The organism is Aquidulcibacter paucihalophilus (genome assembly GCF_002105465.1).
Classification (GTDB): Bacteria; Pseudomonadota; Alphaproteobacteria; order Caulobacterales; family Aquidulcibacteraceae; genus Aquidulcibacter; species Aquidulcibacter paucihalophilus.
Window position 1 is genome coordinate 1 of the sequence record NZ_NCSQ01000051.1, and the last position, 15,317, is coordinate 15,317.

13 protein-coding genes are annotated in these 15,317 nt (G+C 54.0%); 7 read left to right on the plus strand and 6 right to left on the minus strand.

All coding sequences use genetic code 11. The features are described from left to right. The coding region (locus B7364_RS04255; RefSeq protein WP_198534027.1) for a polysaccharide biosynthesis/export family protein at positions 1–308 on the minus strand (308 nt) is incomplete at its 3' end. A gap of 278 nt (positions 309–586) precedes the next feature. Beyond that, positions 587–1,162 carry a sugar transferase gene (locus B7364_RS04260; protein ID WP_269798759.1) on the minus strand — a complete coding sequence of 192 codons (576 nt, stop codon included), beginning with the start codon at positions 1,160–1,162 and terminating at the stop codon, positions 587–589. A gap of 658 nt (positions 1,163–1,820) precedes the next feature. Between B7364_RS04260 and B7364_RS04265 the strand changes: the two genes are divergently transcribed. Further along, positions 1,821–2,456, plus strand: coding sequence for a hypothetical protein (locus tag B7364_RS04265; protein ID WP_085338696.1), 636 nt, complete (start codon positions 1,821–1,823; stop codon positions 2,454–2,456). On the opposite strand, the gene B7364_RS04270 is transcribed toward B7364_RS04265, so the two are convergent. After that, positions 2,453–3,892, minus strand: coding sequence for an O-antigen ligase family protein (locus tag B7364_RS04270; protein ID WP_085338697.1), 1,440 nt, complete (start codon positions 3,890–3,892; stop codon positions 2,453–2,455). The genes B7364_RS04265 and B7364_RS04270 overlap by 4 nt on opposite strands. Before the next feature lie 318 nt (positions 3,893–4,210). Between B7364_RS04270 and B7364_RS04275 the strand changes: the two genes are divergently transcribed. After that, a complete protein-coding gene (locus tag B7364_RS04275; RefSeq protein WP_085338698.1) occupies positions 4,211–5,497 on the plus strand; it encodes a cell wall hydrolase in 1,287 nt (428 codons plus the stop codon). A gap of 21 nt (positions 5,498–5,518) precedes the next feature. After that, the gene (locus B7364_RS04280; protein WP_085338699.1) at positions 5,519–7,009 is read left to right on the plus strand and encodes a hypothetical protein; all 1,491 of its coding nucleotides are present in this window, start codon (positions 5,519–5,521) and stop codon (positions 7,007–7,009) included. Here the strand turns inward: B7364_RS04280 and galE are convergent. The 3 genes from galE to B7364_RS04295 all read right to left on the minus strand — a co-directional run bounded on the left by galE (position 6,981) and on the right by B7364_RS04295 (position 10,103). Beyond that, complete coding sequence (galE, locus tag B7364_RS04285; protein ID WP_085338700.1) at positions 6,981–7,955, minus strand: UDP-glucose 4-epimerase GalE; 975 nt, start codon at positions 7,953–7,955, stop codon at positions 6,981–6,983. The genes B7364_RS04280 and galE overlap by 29 nt on opposite strands. A 126-nt stretch (positions 7,956–8,081) precedes the next feature. Continuing rightward, a complete protein-coding gene (locus B7364_RS04290) occupies positions 8,082–8,864 on the minus strand; it encodes a metallophosphoesterase family protein (protein WP_232780806.1) in 783 nt (260 codons plus the stop codon). Between the two features lie 135 nt (positions 8,865–8,999). Beyond that, positions 9,000–10,103, minus strand: coding sequence for a transglutaminase-like cysteine peptidase (locus B7364_RS04295; protein WP_157893482.1), 1,104 nt, complete (start codon positions 10,101–10,103; stop codon positions 9,000–9,002). Positions 10,104–10,519: 416 nt separating this feature from the next. Here B7364_RS04295 and B7364_RS04300 point away from each other — a divergent pair, with 416 nt between their 5' ends. The 4 genes from B7364_RS04300 (at position 10,520) to B7364_RS04315 (ending at position 15,317) form a co-directional block, all read left to right on the plus strand. Further along, a complete protein-coding gene (locus B7364_RS04300) occupies positions 10,520–11,884 on the plus strand; it encodes a tetratricopeptide repeat protein (RefSeq protein ID WP_085338702.1) in 1,365 nt (454 codons plus the stop codon). Between the two features lie 69 nt (positions 11,885–11,953). Further along, entirely contained in the window at positions 11,954–12,244 is a 291-nt protein-coding gene (locus B7364_RS04305; protein ID WP_085338703.1) for a YggT family protein, read from the plus strand. An 84-nt stretch (positions 12,245–12,328) separates the two neighbouring features. Continuing rightward, positions 12,329–13,216 (plus strand): bifunctional methylenetetrahydrofolate dehydrogenase/methenyltetrahydrofolate cyclohydrolase FolD, encoded by an 888-nt coding sequence (gene folD / locus B7364_RS04310; protein ID WP_085338704.1) that lies wholly within the window; start codon positions 12,329–12,331, stop codon positions 13,214–13,216. A gap of 79 nt (positions 13,217–13,295) precedes the next feature. Next, positions 13,296–15,317 (plus strand): glycoside hydrolase family 97 protein, encoded by a 2,022-nt coding sequence (locus tag B7364_RS04315; protein ID WP_085338705.1) that lies wholly within the window; start codon positions 13,296–13,298, stop codon positions 15,315–15,317.

Genomic DNA, 15,317 nt, shown 5'->3' on the forward strand with positions numbered 1-15,317 from the left:
AAGGGCAACGATGCCATCCCGGCAGAATCAATCACAAACTCACCCGATAAATCGGCTTCCCCAAACACTATCAGCCTGACCCGGTCATTGGGGGCCAACACATAATCCAGACCCGTGCCCACACCACCTTGTGCGCTACTCTCGTCACTCGCTTGACTTCCAGCCGGACTTGTCATCTGGCCACCACTCACCTGCGGCACAAATTGGCTCTGCGCCTCCGCCCGCATCAGGCCAAGCGACGCATTCAGCCCAAGACCGCTCATCACCACGCATAACGCCAGCAACAAACCGCCCAAAACTCTCTTCATACCCTCACCAGATACAAGCATTGCTCTTCCTTATTTGTTTTCTTGACTTCCTCGCGGGCTCCAACCCGCTTGATTCTTATTCCCTCGCGGGCTCCAACCCGCTTGATCTTTATTTTCTCGCGGGCTCCAACCCGCTTGATCTTTATTTTCTCGCGGGCTCCAACCCGCAAGGATCTTTATCTTCTCGCGGGCTCCAACCCGCTTGATCTTTATTTTCTCGCGGGCTCCAACCCGCGAGGATTTTTGTCTCTCGCGGGCTCCAACCCGCGAGCAGTTAATTACAATATCCGACGTAGGTCCAAAACCGCTCCCGCCGTCCGCAACAAAATGTGAAAATCCATCCCCGCATGACAATGCACCGCATAAAACGCATCATATCGCGCCTTCGCCTTCGGCTTCACACTGTTGCGACCATTCACCTGCGCCAGTCCCGTAATCCCAGGACGCACGCTAAAACACTCCGGAAACAACGTCCGACGGATCTTCGTCGTCGGGTCATTGCCCAATAACGGACGCGGACCCACCAAACTCATATCCCCCACAACCACCGACCATAGCTGGGGCAACTCATCAATACTCAGCTTACGCAAAAACTGACCAATTGGCGTCAAATATCCACACATCGCATCAAACGCCTCGCGCGGCATCGATGGTGCCTCTACCTGCATCGTGCGAAACTTCGGCATCATAAATAACCCGCCGCCAAGCCCCACCCGACGCGACCAATACAAACCAGGCCCCTTACTCGTTACCTTCACCGCCACCCATACACACATCAAAAACGGCAACAAAAACAACAATAAAAACCCACTAACTCCAACGTCAAACCAACGCTTACCACCATAGCCGTTCACACGCGTCCCCAACACGTCTCCCTCAGCATATAGCCCTTCCATCCTCTCCACACTCAACATCCGTCCCCTCATCCTCTCATACCTCTTCATACCCAACACACGCGATTTCGACTTTGAGGAATCGGGCTTCTGGATGACGTGCGGATGTGAGAGACGACGCCCAACGGCTCTCGGCAATAATCCATCTCTACGACGTGACATTAATAAACTCACAAATCTAAATGCTTGTCCCTAGCAGGTCTTCAATGACGCCGCATGCCATTGAACGCAAGTGGCGAAGAAATATTGATTAGATGCATAGTGCATCGGCCTCTACAAAGATCTCTCGCAAGAAGCAGGTTTACTTGGACTATAAGCAACGGATTGACATATGGTTTTTGACTGAGATCGATGTGAAATGAATGAGACACAGCACCAAAGACAAATTGAAGCCGTCAAGCGCCAGCCCGCATTTTCAACATTTTGATTAAAATTGTGGCAGATCGGATACATGGATCGGAAATTGTTTTTATTGGGTTTATCACCCTCAATCAGCATTCAGCGCGACCAAAATGACTTTGGCGTTTGCAAAGTTTCCACTACAGAGACCTATATCTCAGGCCAGTCGCGGGGAATGCCATGACCCAGTTTCGTCTTGCGCACTCATTGGAGTAAGGGCATGTCCCAGACAGATAAAATCTTAATGGGTAGTATTAGTCTCTGTGGCTTGATCCTCACGGCGGCCGGATTCTTCCTTGCCCACCAGTCCTGGCGCGCTGAGCGAGCTGCTGCCACATTGGATCTTTATAGCGGGCTATCAGATTCACCCGAGACCCCTGTTTGGATGGCTCAGATAAAATCAGACCTTGCTCCGCCACGCGATGCCCGTATGTGGGAATTGGAAGCCGAGCGCCGCTTACGCGCCAATGGTCTTAGCGACAGCAAGGCGGTATTTCAGTTGTTGCGTAAGGCTCAAGATCTGGCACCTGCTCGCCCGTCGATCCGGATGCGCCAGGCCTATCTAGCACTGCGAGAACCTCAATCGCCTAGCGAATTCAATCGCTATTACATTGATTGGTACATCTTGGCACCACACGATACCACCATGCAGGTTTGGCGCATGACGATTGCGGCGGCGGGCTGGGAAAGACTGACTCCACAGGCGCGCCTGATGGCACTGACGGATGCGGAGGATTTGTGTCTGCGATGGGGTCGAGCAAAGACCCTTGAAATTGCGGGATCTGGCGGGACCGCACCGCAGCTCGCAACAGCTCTGCGTTTAGAGCGCGAAAAGGGCAAATGCACGCTGCCTTAGCGTGTAACCGCCATGCGTGCCTTTGACCGAGCGGCGCTTCTCCGGCGCGACTTACTTCCTAAACCGCCCGCATAACCCAGCAAAAACGCCCAAAGAGCAGAAATCACAGGGATCGACATCGGAAAGTCAAACAAGCTTTGTAAGAAAGTCGCAATGGCTGCAAGGATCAGTGCAGTTGCAATCGGAACTGAAGCCGAACGAATTCTGAGGCCATTGGCGGCAAACTTTACAATCCCAGCCGCCAAAAAACTCCAAGCAATCAGCCCGATTAAACCAGTCTCAGATGAGATTAGGAGTAATGAGTTTTGCGGCGTGATCACGATCAGCGAGGACGCGGCGATCGGTGCCTCGCGAACCGGCTCGATAACACGGGCAAATGTCCCCGCCCCCCAACCCAGCCACGGCCTCTGTAGGGTTAGGTCAAGACCTGGACGCCAGTCCGCCAAGCGGCCATCGATACCATCCTGGAAATTCAGCGGGCGTATTGGGAGGCCCAACTGCTCCGCCGAATTCCAAACGATGAGCATCGTTAAAAAGACCAAAGTTCCAAACACTGTTGTCTGCAAACGTAGTGAGGGTCGCAAAAGCAAGGCCAAAGCGAATACAATGCCAAACGCCAAAAGCCAGGCTGCGCGGGACATCGAAAAATAGACACATATGGCGGCACCAACTGTCACGACAATGGCTGCCAATTGGACCCATGCGCGATCTCGGCCCTTGAAATGGCGCGTTTCAGAAAGGAAGACACCCAAGCCGCCAGCGAAAATCATTGTCATCAGAATGGCAAAGGTATTGGCGTTGAGGAAAGTACCCTCCATTCGAGGCCCAGTCTTTTGCGCCTGATATTCGAACAAACTAACCTTCGTGATGTAGGTATCGAAAGACTGAAAAAAGATCGGGAGGAGGCCAAGAGCCAAAAGAGCCAATACAAGCTCACGCCGGTTTCGATCTGCCCCAAATATCGCCCCTAATATGAAGAAAGCCACGGCAGAGCCGAGACCGACCATCGCGCGCAGTGTTAAATCGGGATCTACCGTTACCATATTGGACTTGGCCCAAATCCAGCTACCTCCGGATAGGAAGGGGATGGGTAAGAATTGCAAGGCCATGACCGCCCAAACGGCAACGAGGCCAAGTGCTGGCCAGCGCCAATCTACTAAGCGGGACAAAGCTTTGCGATTTTCATTGTCCAAAACGGCCAAACATAGCAAACCAGCGCTCAAGGCAGAAAACAAGGCGGTATCGAAAGGCGTCTCAGCACCCTGCCTAAACACGGCCCAAATGAACAATACAACCGTCAGCAATGGCCAAATCCACGGCTTCAAAACGTCCTGCCACAATTGAGCAAACTCGTTTGGTCGCTTAGGCATTGGTCGCATCGCAGCCTTGGTGGCTGCGGGCTCAATTGCGCTATTTTTCGACTGCTCCTGCTTCAACGCCAGCGCCTTTGATCAATTTCATTTGTAACCGGGGTCATAGAGCCCAAAAGAATTGTGGTGCACGTGCCCTAACGCTATATGGGTGACAAGAGCATAGGTCTGAAAACCAAATAGCGCCTGCAGTCAAGTTCAGGCTATTTGTTGTTCAGTCACTATTCAGGCTAAAGCTGATGGAACGCAGCTAGAACTGAAGCAGTAAAGGGATACGTCCTTAGATCTGCCACAACTGCGGCATCAATTTTGCTTGTTTAGCGTTGTTATCGGTTATGCTGGATAGCCTAGCTCTTCAAAGGCCCATTTTTGGACGGAACTTTTATGATAAATGTTGGACCACCAAGGCAGAATTCAGATCGGAAAGTGGCCATCGCTGCCCTTGCCGGACTGGCGACCTTGGTTTTTGGCTCTGCAGGTATTCTGATTTGGAACAGTGTTGCACCAGAGCCTGGCCTGCCAGCTAACATTGATAAGTTGCCGCCCTTACCAGCAGCGCCGCCCATCCCCACCGATCCAATGGAACTCGCCTTTGGATCAGATCGGCCCGACTGGAACCTCTCTGAATTCAACGTGGAAGCGACCGTAAACAATCCTTCGGTCTACGCCAATGTTACGAAGGAAGAGGCACGACGTTTCAATGAAAACTTGCCCTATGACCCCGATATCGGTCCGGCCGCTCGCCCCTTTATCTTGATCGCGGCTAATCCAATTGATCGCGCCCGCGCACTTCATTGCATGAGTTTAGCAGTTTATTATGAGGCAGGGTCAGAAAGCCTGAATGGCCAGCATGCTGTTGCGCAAGTCGTCATAAATCGGATGCGCCATCCTGCATGGCCGCATTCAATCTGTGGAGTTGTTTTCCAAGGGTCAGAACGCGCTACGGGTTGCCAATTTACCTTCACCTGCGACGGTGCGCTTCAACGTCCACCTTCTGGCCGCCGGTGGCGGGCAGCGCAAAGCGTCGCCTATGCGTCGCTAACAGGCTACGTGCAAGCGGAAGTCGGTCTTGCGACCCACTACCACACCGATTGGGTTGCCCCCAAATGGGCTCCCTCCTTGAAGAAAATGACCAAAATTGGGACCCACATCTTCTATACGTGGCGCGGTAGAGGGGGAACCCAAGTGGCTTTCACCAATGCCTATGCGAGCAAAGAAGCATGGCCATCAAAGGCAGCGGCGACCGCACCCGAACTGGGCAAAGCCGAAGCTGAAGTTGCATCGGCAAGCCCAACGGGCCCAACAGCTCCCCTCACACCTGGCTTTACCCCCTTGAACGGCACCAATACCGCACAAGCCTCCATAAGCCGCGACGCAATGGACGGATCTCAAGCGTCGCGGAACTGGTCCCGTGCCGAAGCACTCGCAGCGAGCCAGGCTGCTGCTGACGGGCTGGAGAACGTTGATTCAACTGTGCCGTTCACCCTGCCAGAGCCTGGCAAGGATGGCTTAATGCCAGATCCGGACATCTCTGCACTAATCGCTAAACCAAAGCTGCCTGCTGCTCCACAACCTAGCGCCAATCAGAATTCTCAATCAGCAACCAACGTTACGCCGAACGTGCCAGTCCGCCGCGATCCGCCAAAGAGCCGAGCCCTAGATGGGCTTTAGGAGAGGCGATCGACGCGGCAAATGACCATACGTGAGCAACCACCTTTCGCTGTCGCTCTGAAAGCGAAGACGCGCCCAGGCATATTCTGGCGCAGCGTTGTGCTGGGACTTGCGGGCTGGGTTGCGCTGCATTTAAGCCCATGGATCAGTGCGCTTGTGGTTATTGCCTCTTGCGCCGTCTTCTTTAGGCACTCAACCGCGATTATCGCGACCTTGGGTATGGCTGCACTCCTGCCGCAGGCAAGTTTGAATCTGTTTGGCAATCACGTCGATCAACCTCTTATTGAAACAGCGCTAGTTTTGTCTGCCTTGGTCCACGCGCTGGTACTTTTTGCCCGAAAGCATTGGACTGCAGGACGGCATTTGAGCCTCTTGTTTCTTTGCGGCGCTATTGGCGGCATACTGACGCTTTCAACGACCCAAGATACGGCAACCACACTAAGTGCATTGCTGCAATTTTTGGTTCCTGTCTTCATCCTTTTGGCGTGGCTCGACAACCTATTTCGCCGAGCAACACATGCACATGAAGCCCCGTATGCTTTGGCTGGTATTCTTGCGGCATTCATGTTGGCAACAATCGTCACCTTGATGATGGGGCGCGCGTATACCTACACCTATTCTGATCTCAACGGAGTCGTGTGGCAGCCCCAAATCCTCGGCCTTTGTTTAGCGCCATTAATCGTTTTGCTGGTTCGTTTAAGACGACTTCCCGTGTGGCTGCGGGTGTTAGGGATTGGTGCCGCTAGTTGGCTGATTTGGCTTGCTTGGAGCCGAACCGGACTGGCAGCACTGACCGTGATTGCGGTGTTTGAAGGATTGCGGCTAGGTCTTGAACGTGCCTTTGGGCCAGCAGCGAAGCGACCGCCAAACAAGCAACGACGAGATAAGAAAATTGCGCAATATGGGCTCGCTTTTATCTATGTCGCTGTCCTTTTCGGCTCCCTATGGTTTGCAAGTAGCGCGCCCCCATCCACTCCACCCCCTGGAGCCACCAAGCAAGTCTTTAGCCTTGAAGGCTATGCGAGTTCGCGCAGCTTTCCGCTGGAAAGAAGCTTTAGCAATATTGAGGATCACTTGGGCACTGGTTTGGGTTTTGGCATACCTTCCGACCCACGATTGATTGACCCCGTCGTCGCTTATGAAAACTTGCGCGTCCTAAAAACTGAAAGTCGGTTCGTAATCCTGACCGACAAGGGCAATAGTTTTGTAGCGATTGTCGAAGAAACGGGGATTCTGGGTGCGCCAATCTGGCTATTCTTGTTTTTTGTTATCTTGGCGAGTGTGGCCTCATCTGGTCCGGTCGGCCAGTCGATGGCTTTATTGTTCATCCTGTGCGCCATCGGGGAAGCGACTGTCTTTACCGTTACGGGCATTGGGATGCTGCAATGGACGGCCCTTATCGCCTCAGCAGGCTTTGCCAGACAACCGAGACGCCGCCTGACGCGGCCACTTCAACGATATGATGCGTATGAGCCCACTGGCTTCAATAGGCGGATTGACGATGCCAGGTGACGGCGGTGCGCACGATCGTATCAATATCCGAATAACGCGGCTCCCAGCCAAGCAAATTCTTTGCTTTATCTGCGGCGGCATAGAGTGCGGGCGGGTCGCCCGGCCGACGTGGCAAGATGTCGTGCGGGAGATTTGAACCGGTAACCCGACTAACGGCTGCAATCAGGTCAAAGACGGAAGTTGGCTGACCTGTCCCTAAGTTAAATGCCGTCGGCGTGCCCCCGCGCTTAAGATAATCCATGGCCCTAACGTGCGCGTCCGCTAAGTCTGTCACATGGATGTAGTCGCGCAAAGCAGAACCGTCGGGTGTCTCATAGTCTGCCCCAAACACCTTAAACTCAGCGCCAATACGTAAGGCAGCGGCTATGGCCAAGGGGATTGCATGGGTTTCTGGATCGTGACTTTCGCCGATCTCGCCATCGGGGTCTGCGCCTGCCGCGTTGAAATAGCGCAAAGCCACCCACCCAAGGCCATACGCCCGCTGATAGTCCGCCAACATGTGCTCTACTACGAGCTTGGTGAAGCCATAGGGGTTAATCGGAGATTGACCGGTCTCTTCCTCAATTGGCAAATGGGTTACTTCACCATAAGTCGCACAAGTTGATGAGAATATGATGTTTTTAACGTCCGCCTGCCGCATCGCCTCAAGTAGAACCTGCGTCCCCGTTATATTGTTATGATAATATTTTGCGGGATCAGAAACCGACTCCCCTACATAAGCGAAGGCGGCAAAGTGCATCACAACATCAGGTTTGTGACGCGAAAAAACCTCAGCCAGCCACGGTGCATCCAACATGTCCCCTATTTCTAGGGGCCCCCACTTAACAGCCTCGCGATGGCCGTAGATTAGATTGTCAACGACGATTGGCTCATGCCCAGCTTTGCTTAAGGCCTTGCAGGCATGGCTTCCGATATATCCGGCCCCGCCGACAACTAAAACTCGCAAGACTGACGTCCCTTCTGCTAAACTATTTCTAGGGCTAATTACGCTGTGACACCAAAATCCTAGTAATCCAATAATGCAAATATACCCAGTCGAAGGCTCATCACCTTGCCAAAAATTCCTAGATCTTTAGCCAGGCTTCAAGTCTGCCCGCGTCACATGCAACCAGTCGACCCGATCTGCCTCTAGACGGACACAGGTGAGGCGGCCAGTTGCATAGGCCCCGGTGTCCACGCCGATGCGGCGATGGTCTGAATAGGGTTCCATATCTGGGGAATGACCATGTACGACGATCACCGGCAATGCGCGTCGGTCTTCGAGAAACTCGCTCCGGATCCATAAAAGATCTTCATCGCGTTGCGCTTCGATGGCTTTGCCTGGCCGAATGCCCGCGTGGACAAAGAAATAGCCACCCATCCGATAGGCGAGACCGAGCTTTTGATAAAAGTCCATATGGGAACTGGGAATAGAGCCCAATAATTGTTGGGCGGCAGCCTCCCAAACCTCAGGCTCTGAGCGCGCGGTCGGCGGCGTGACGCCATAAGAGAGCATGGTTGGTGCCCCGCCGAATTGCAGCCATTGCGGACCAAATTCGGGATGCTTGAGAAAGGTTAGTAGGGCGTCCTCATGATTACCCTTCAAGAACACCCAGTTAAACCGGTCGTTTGACTTGGCTTCAATCAAGGCATCGATCACGCCACTGGGATCATCACCCTTATCGACATAGTCCCCGAGGAAAATGATCGTGGGACGACCTTGATCTAGTTGAGCACTTTTATTGGCGATAGATTCCAGCATCGCCTGCAAGAGGCCAAGGCTACCGTGAATGTCGCCGACCGCATAGGCGACTTTTCCCGCGGGCATAAATTGGGTGCGCGTCTTCTCTGCCTTTGACCATTTCCAAAAAGACATCTACGCCAAAACACCTATTGGACCCGAGAAAGCAGACTGAATGCACATAGCGAATATCTTAGCCGCTTTTCTCCGACATGCGAAGCAGAGTCTGCGGTGTCAAAAGCTCAGCCCGCCCTTTAGGGCGCGCATTGACTAACGGGACCGACCACCCGTGGCGCGAATAGATAGCACGACGGGTTCTGACAAATCCGTACCATCAGCAGAGGGTTCCCATGCCGATGCTAAGGCAATGGTTGGGGACTGAGCTTCGCTTTCGCGACGCAATGTGGGGACCCGCGTTTCAAGATTTGTGAACATGCGCGCATTAGGCCCTCCAGATTGAACAGCATCAGCCCAATCCAGCAAAGATGTTGTCGACTGACGTTTGACCCATGTATAGCCAGTTTCCTGATACCCGACGACCCAGTCATTCAAATTGTCCAAGACAAGGTCGCCTTGGACCGTCGCTACGACGAGAACAGCATGCAAACTGGTGCGCGGCGAGACAGCGACTGCCAGATAGAGGGCCGACTCGGGGATACCTGCAGCGATCAGGGCGCGGCGCTTCTCAAGGGCAAAATCCTCGCAGTCGGCCAAAGGACGCGTCCGAAGTGAGTTGAATTCTGGGGCCGACAGCGGCATCGTCCAAAATTCGGTGCGGCCAAAAGCCACTTGATCAGTCACGCCTATCATCGCCCGATTGATCTGGCGATTGATTTGATTGATTTGGGCCAAGTCCTCGCGCGTTGCATCGAAGGCACGGATTGGCACTGCAGATGGGGCGATCATAGTCCGACTGGGCGCCACGTCGCTCAAATCAGGGCCAAGCCCGGTCAGCATAAAGCCGTCTTCGTGCCGTTCGGGTCGAGCGCGCGTAACGACATTGATATTGCATTGCCTAGGCTGGCGGCGACAGAACTCACGCAGACCTTCAGGCGCGGTTTCGCGAACGCCCATGATCATAGCCGGAGCGGGTGTACGCTTGACCGGCAGCTCGGCTGCCGCAGGCTCTGACCAATAAGCGCGCTGCGACGGTTTTGCATTGTCACGTGCGGCAAGACGGCTCGTGGATAGACGCTCGTCCACTGGGCTTGCCTCAGAATCGGCTGGTGCGCGGGGTGGTGTGCGTTTCAAATCCGCTTGGATCGCTGGATTGGACCAGTTGTCTACAGGGCGATGCGTAGAGACGGTGGAGCAGGCCGCCGTAAGCCAAGTCATTTGACCAAGTATGAGTAAGCTGACAGAGCGTAACTTCACTGAACCATCCCCCGGTTGAGAGGTCAGTGTCCCACAAACATAATAAAAATTGGATTTTCTATTTGATAAAATTTTAGACTATGGCATTAAAATTGATAAATGAAATATTTATTTCAGATTATCATGATTTATATTAAATTAATTTCGAGTATAATTTTTAAATTCTGCAAATCTTGGGAGTAATAGCTGCTTGGTCTGATGTTGAAAAATTTCGCCCTCATGTCATGATGCAGGGCCTGTTCTAGTCGTCGGGCGCTTTTTAGGCATTTTGGCAAATATCTAGCAAACTCAAACGCTATCCGGCTAGTAAGTGCAAGAAGTGCCGCAATGCCTATGGATAAGAACTATTCCTACGGGCAGGGTACACGCTATAGTCGAAAGTGGTACTTGGAACTGGGAAAGGTCTGGCGAAATTCATGAATCAGCCTTTCATTGCAATTATACTTGTCCTGATAGTTGCTGCGCAGTTTAGCGAAGTAAAAGCTCAAAGAGCAACGACGGGGACGGGCGACCTTGGCAGCACCACGACCGACGGCAATACCTATTGGGTAGCGGCTCAATTGGCCTTGCAACGCGGCGAAAGCGAAGCGGCGTTTACCTCCTCAGATCGCGCCTGTCAGGAAGGAACCGCAATCGCGTGCTCTGTGGCCGGGGAAATGATCGTCCAAGGTCAGACAAAAATGGGCACTCCTGAACAAAGCGTCGCCTTGTTTCAAAAGGGGTGTGATCTTGGCAATGCCAATGCCTGCCAAGGCTTAGGGCTTATGCTGGTGCAAGGCATAGGAATAACGGCTGACGCCAAAAAGGGCCAGAATGTCATGAAAAAGGCCTGTCAGGCCAGCAATGCCATGGCCTGCGTCAATCTAGGCATTATGTTTAAAATGGGCATGTTTGGTTCGCCCAATCACAGGGAAGCCGATCTCTATTTCAAGCGCGCTCTTGCGCTGCAACCTGATAATGAAATGGCGCTTCAAGCCCTGGCAGAAAATAGCCAGACGGCGCAGATCAAGCCATCGACTGGCACACCACCAAAGCCAACGGCTCCAACAACGCAGACGACGGAATTGCGCGGCAGGCTCACCACGACTCCCGGGCCGGCTGCCGCCTCTGCCACGGCTCCACAATTGGTCCAAGCAAGCTGCTGGGATAGCGTGGCTGCGTCATGGAACGCCGCGCGGGAAGCTGGTCCTGTTAAACCAAATTGGAACACAGCCCCAGCAACTCAATCTGTCACATTAAGTGACGCACAAACAATCGGCCTCTTGATGCTCGTCGCAAGCACGGCAGGAAGTACTTCCCCCGCAGGCACTCAATCGCTTGCGGTATGTCAAAGCCACTTTGAAGCGGCACTCAAGAGAATTCTAAATCAGCCTTGGACCATCGCGCCCAACTCCTTAGCCGAGAACACGCTGAGTCAATTGAACCCGCCCATCGATTTGGCTGCCGGAAACGCGACGAACGAACAAACACTCTTGCTCATTATTGACGCAGGCGGGGGCACTGTGCGGCCGCATTTACATGCCGATAAGGCCTTCGCCCTATTCCGGGTTACGTGTGATGCGGGGGAGGTCACCCCCCTATTCTACTTCCAAACCGACCGACAAGGGAAATTACGATCGGCAATGTCCAGCTTTAACGCCGCGCCACCAACAACGATTTCCGACCGCGCTCGACGACTGGGCTGTGCGCCCCAGTCGGAGCGCCGCCTGTGGACGCAATTGAGTGGCCTTGAGGCCGCTCTCTCACTACGATTTGAAAAGGATCAACAGCAAACCCCTTGAATAGAGGCGTGCTTTCGCCCACTTGAGGGCGGCAAGTGGCGCTAGATCGACCACGCGAGGAGAAATGTCATGGGTCCACCAGGTCCAGTTGAATGGCTTTTTGGTACAGTTTTGGGTCTCTACCTGTGGGTCGTGATCGCGGGTGCCGTGATGAGCTGGCTTGTTGCCTTTGACATCATCAATCTGCGAAACCGCTTTGTTGCGACGATCTATGACACGTGTGAGCGCCTCACGACGCCTGCGCTCAACCCAATCCGCAAAGTGATCCCAAATCTGGGTGGTGTGGATTTGTCGCCGGTTGCCCTGATCATTGGTATCCAGTTTCTGCAGAACTTCGCTGTTCCCCTCATTCCTTTCTGATCAGAACACAGCGCCCTGATCTTGTTTCAGCAGGGCCACACAGGATAGAGAAAAGCCTTACTGACCCTGAGGCGAGGACTTCCTATGAGCGCGCGGATTATTGACGGCAAAGCCATTGCAGAGGCGGTCGATCAAGAGGTTGCGCGCGATGTCCAGAGCCTTGTCCAGACTTATGGCGCGCCGCCTTGTTTGTGCGTGGTACTAGTCGGCGAAGACCCCGCGAGCCAAGTCTATGTGCGCAATAAGGGCCGACGGACTCAAGCGGCAGGTATGGTCTCGCGCGAGATCAAACTTCCCGCCAGTGTTAGCCAAGCCGAACTAGAGAGAGAAGTGAAAGCCCTGTCGGTTGATCCCGACGTCGATGGCATCCTCGTACAATTACCTTTACCTGCAGGGCTTGATAGCGATGCCGTTATCGCCTGTATCGATCCCGCCAAGGACGTCGATGGCTTAACAGAAGTCTCAGCCGGGCGATTGGTTCTGGGCCGTCCGGGTCTGCGTCCCTGCACACCAACTGGCTGTGTCATATTGGCCAAGCGCACCTTGGGCGACTTGCAGGGTGCCCATGTGGTGGTGGTCGGCCGATCCATTCTGGTTGGCAAGCCAGCTGGCCTTTTGTTTTTGGCCGAGGACTGCACCGTGACGCTGGCCCACTCTCGCACGCGTGATCTCGCCTCCGTTTGTCGCTCAGCCGACATCTTGGTGCCAGCCGTTGGTCGCCCTGAAATGATCAAAGGCGATTGGATTAAGTCCGGCGCGGCGGTAATTGATGTGGGGATCAACCGCGTCGAAAATCCAATTAAAGGCCCCGGTGCCACACGCCTTGTCGGCGATGTTGCCTATGATCAGGCTGTTGAAGTCGCTGGTGCCATCACGCCTGTTCCGGGCGGCGTGGGACCAATGACCATTGCTTGCCTCTTGCAAAATACATTGCAGGCCGCTTGCGCCCGACGCGGCTGGTCTGTCAGCTAACACGAGACAGACCCGCTTGCCAGACAGAACCAATGTGCGACAAGGCATAGGCGGAAACCTGTCTCCGGGGGGAATTTTCATGCTGCGTTTTCTGATCGCCTGTTTATGCCTGATCTGGGCAAGCCCCGTGCGGGCAGATCCGTCGTTTAGAGCCACCTCTCCGAACGGCAAAACAGTGGTAGAAGTTGGAAGTTCTTATGGCGAGGCCACCTATCAGATCAGCTATGCGGGTAAGCCGGTCATCACCCGTTCTAAAATGGGCTTCCTCTTTACCAATGCTCCGAAATTTGACCGCTCCCTTTCCGCGATCAGCCACAGTACGCGTTCATTTGAAGAGACATGGGAGTTGCCTTGGGGCGAAGCCAAATCGATCTTGAACCGCTACAACGAAATGACCGTCACATTTCAAGATGGCAGAGGCGCACCGCGGCAATTCTCCGTCACCTTCCGGGTTTATGATGATGGCGTCGGTTTTCGTTATCATTTCCCAGACCAGCCAAATCTAAAGCAAATCGCGATCAGCGAAGAAATGACGGAGTTTAATCTCGCTGAAGATGGCACCGCTTGGTGGCAACCGGCGGGCGAATGGAACCGCTATGAATATCTCTATAACCGCACACCGATCCGCGAAGTGGGCCAAGCCCATACGCCAATGACCGTGCGGACCAAGAGCGGCCTGCATCTGTCTTTCCACGAGGCCGCACTGGTGGATTATTCATCCATGTGGCTGCGCCATGCTGGCGGCACAAAGTTTATCTCGACGCTCTCGCCCAGCTCACGCGGGGCAAAGGTGGTGCGCTCGGCCCCCTTCTCAACCCCTTGGCGGACAATTCAGATCAGCGATGATGCGGCAGGGCTCGTGATGAGCCATCTGATCCTCAATTTGAATGAACCCAACGCCTTAGGTGATGTGTCATGGGTTAAGCCCTTTAAGTATATCGGCATCTGGTGGGAGATGCATATCAATAAGTCGACTTGGGGCAGCGGTCCCAAGCATGGCGCGACCACCGAGAATGCCAAGCGCTATATCGACTTTGCCGCAGAGCACGGCTTTCGCGGCGTCCTGATCGAAGGCTGGAACAAGGGCTGGGATGGCGATTGGTTTGGCGGCGAGACTGGCTTTGACTTCACCACTGCCTATCCGGATTTCGACCTGAAGGCGGTTACAGACTATGCGCGGTCTAAAGGCGTTCATTTGGTCGGGCATCATGAGACCGCTGCAAATATCGCCAATTATGAGCCCCAGATGGAAGCCGCCTTTGCGCTTTACGAAAACTTAGGCGTGGATAGCGTCAAGACGGGCTATGTCGCCGATGCGGGTGGCGCACGCTATCGCGGGGCCGATGGACAGATCGTGTTTGAATGGCACGATGGACAAGAAGCCGTGCGCCACCACTTGCGGGTCGTTGAAACCGCTGCCCGCCACAAAATCGCGATCAACGCACACGAGCCGATCAAGGATACTGGCCTGCGCAGAACTTATCCCAACTGGGTCTCGCGCGAAGGGGCCCGCGGCCAAGAATACAATGCGTGGGGCAATCCCGAAAATCCGCCAGAGCATGAAGTCAATCTGGTATTCACCCGCATGCTGGCTGGACCGATGGACTTTACACCCGGTATTTTTGCCATCAACCCAACCCAAGAAGGCCATCGGGCGCGGACAACAATTGCCAAGCAGCTCGCGCTTTATGTCACGCTTTATAGCCCCATCCAGATGGCGGCTGACCTGCCAGAGCATTATCTTGCCAATCCCATACCCTTCCAGTTCATCAAAGACGTACCCGTCGATTGGTCGGAAACACGGGCCTTGAATGGCGAGGTGGGTGACTTTGTCACCATCGCCCGCAAGGATCGTGCGAGCGACAATTGGTATCTGGGTGCGATCACCGACGAGAACGCACGACGCCTTAAAGTGCCGCTCAGCTTTCTCGATGCCGGGCGAACCTATAAGGCGCAAATCTATCGCGACGGGCCCAATGCCGATTGGGACAAAAACCCACTCAACATCGTGTTCGAAGAAAAGACCGTAACAGACAAACAAGTGCTCGACATCCGCTTAGCACCCGGTGGTGGTCAAGCGATTAGGTTTGTCGCCCAATAG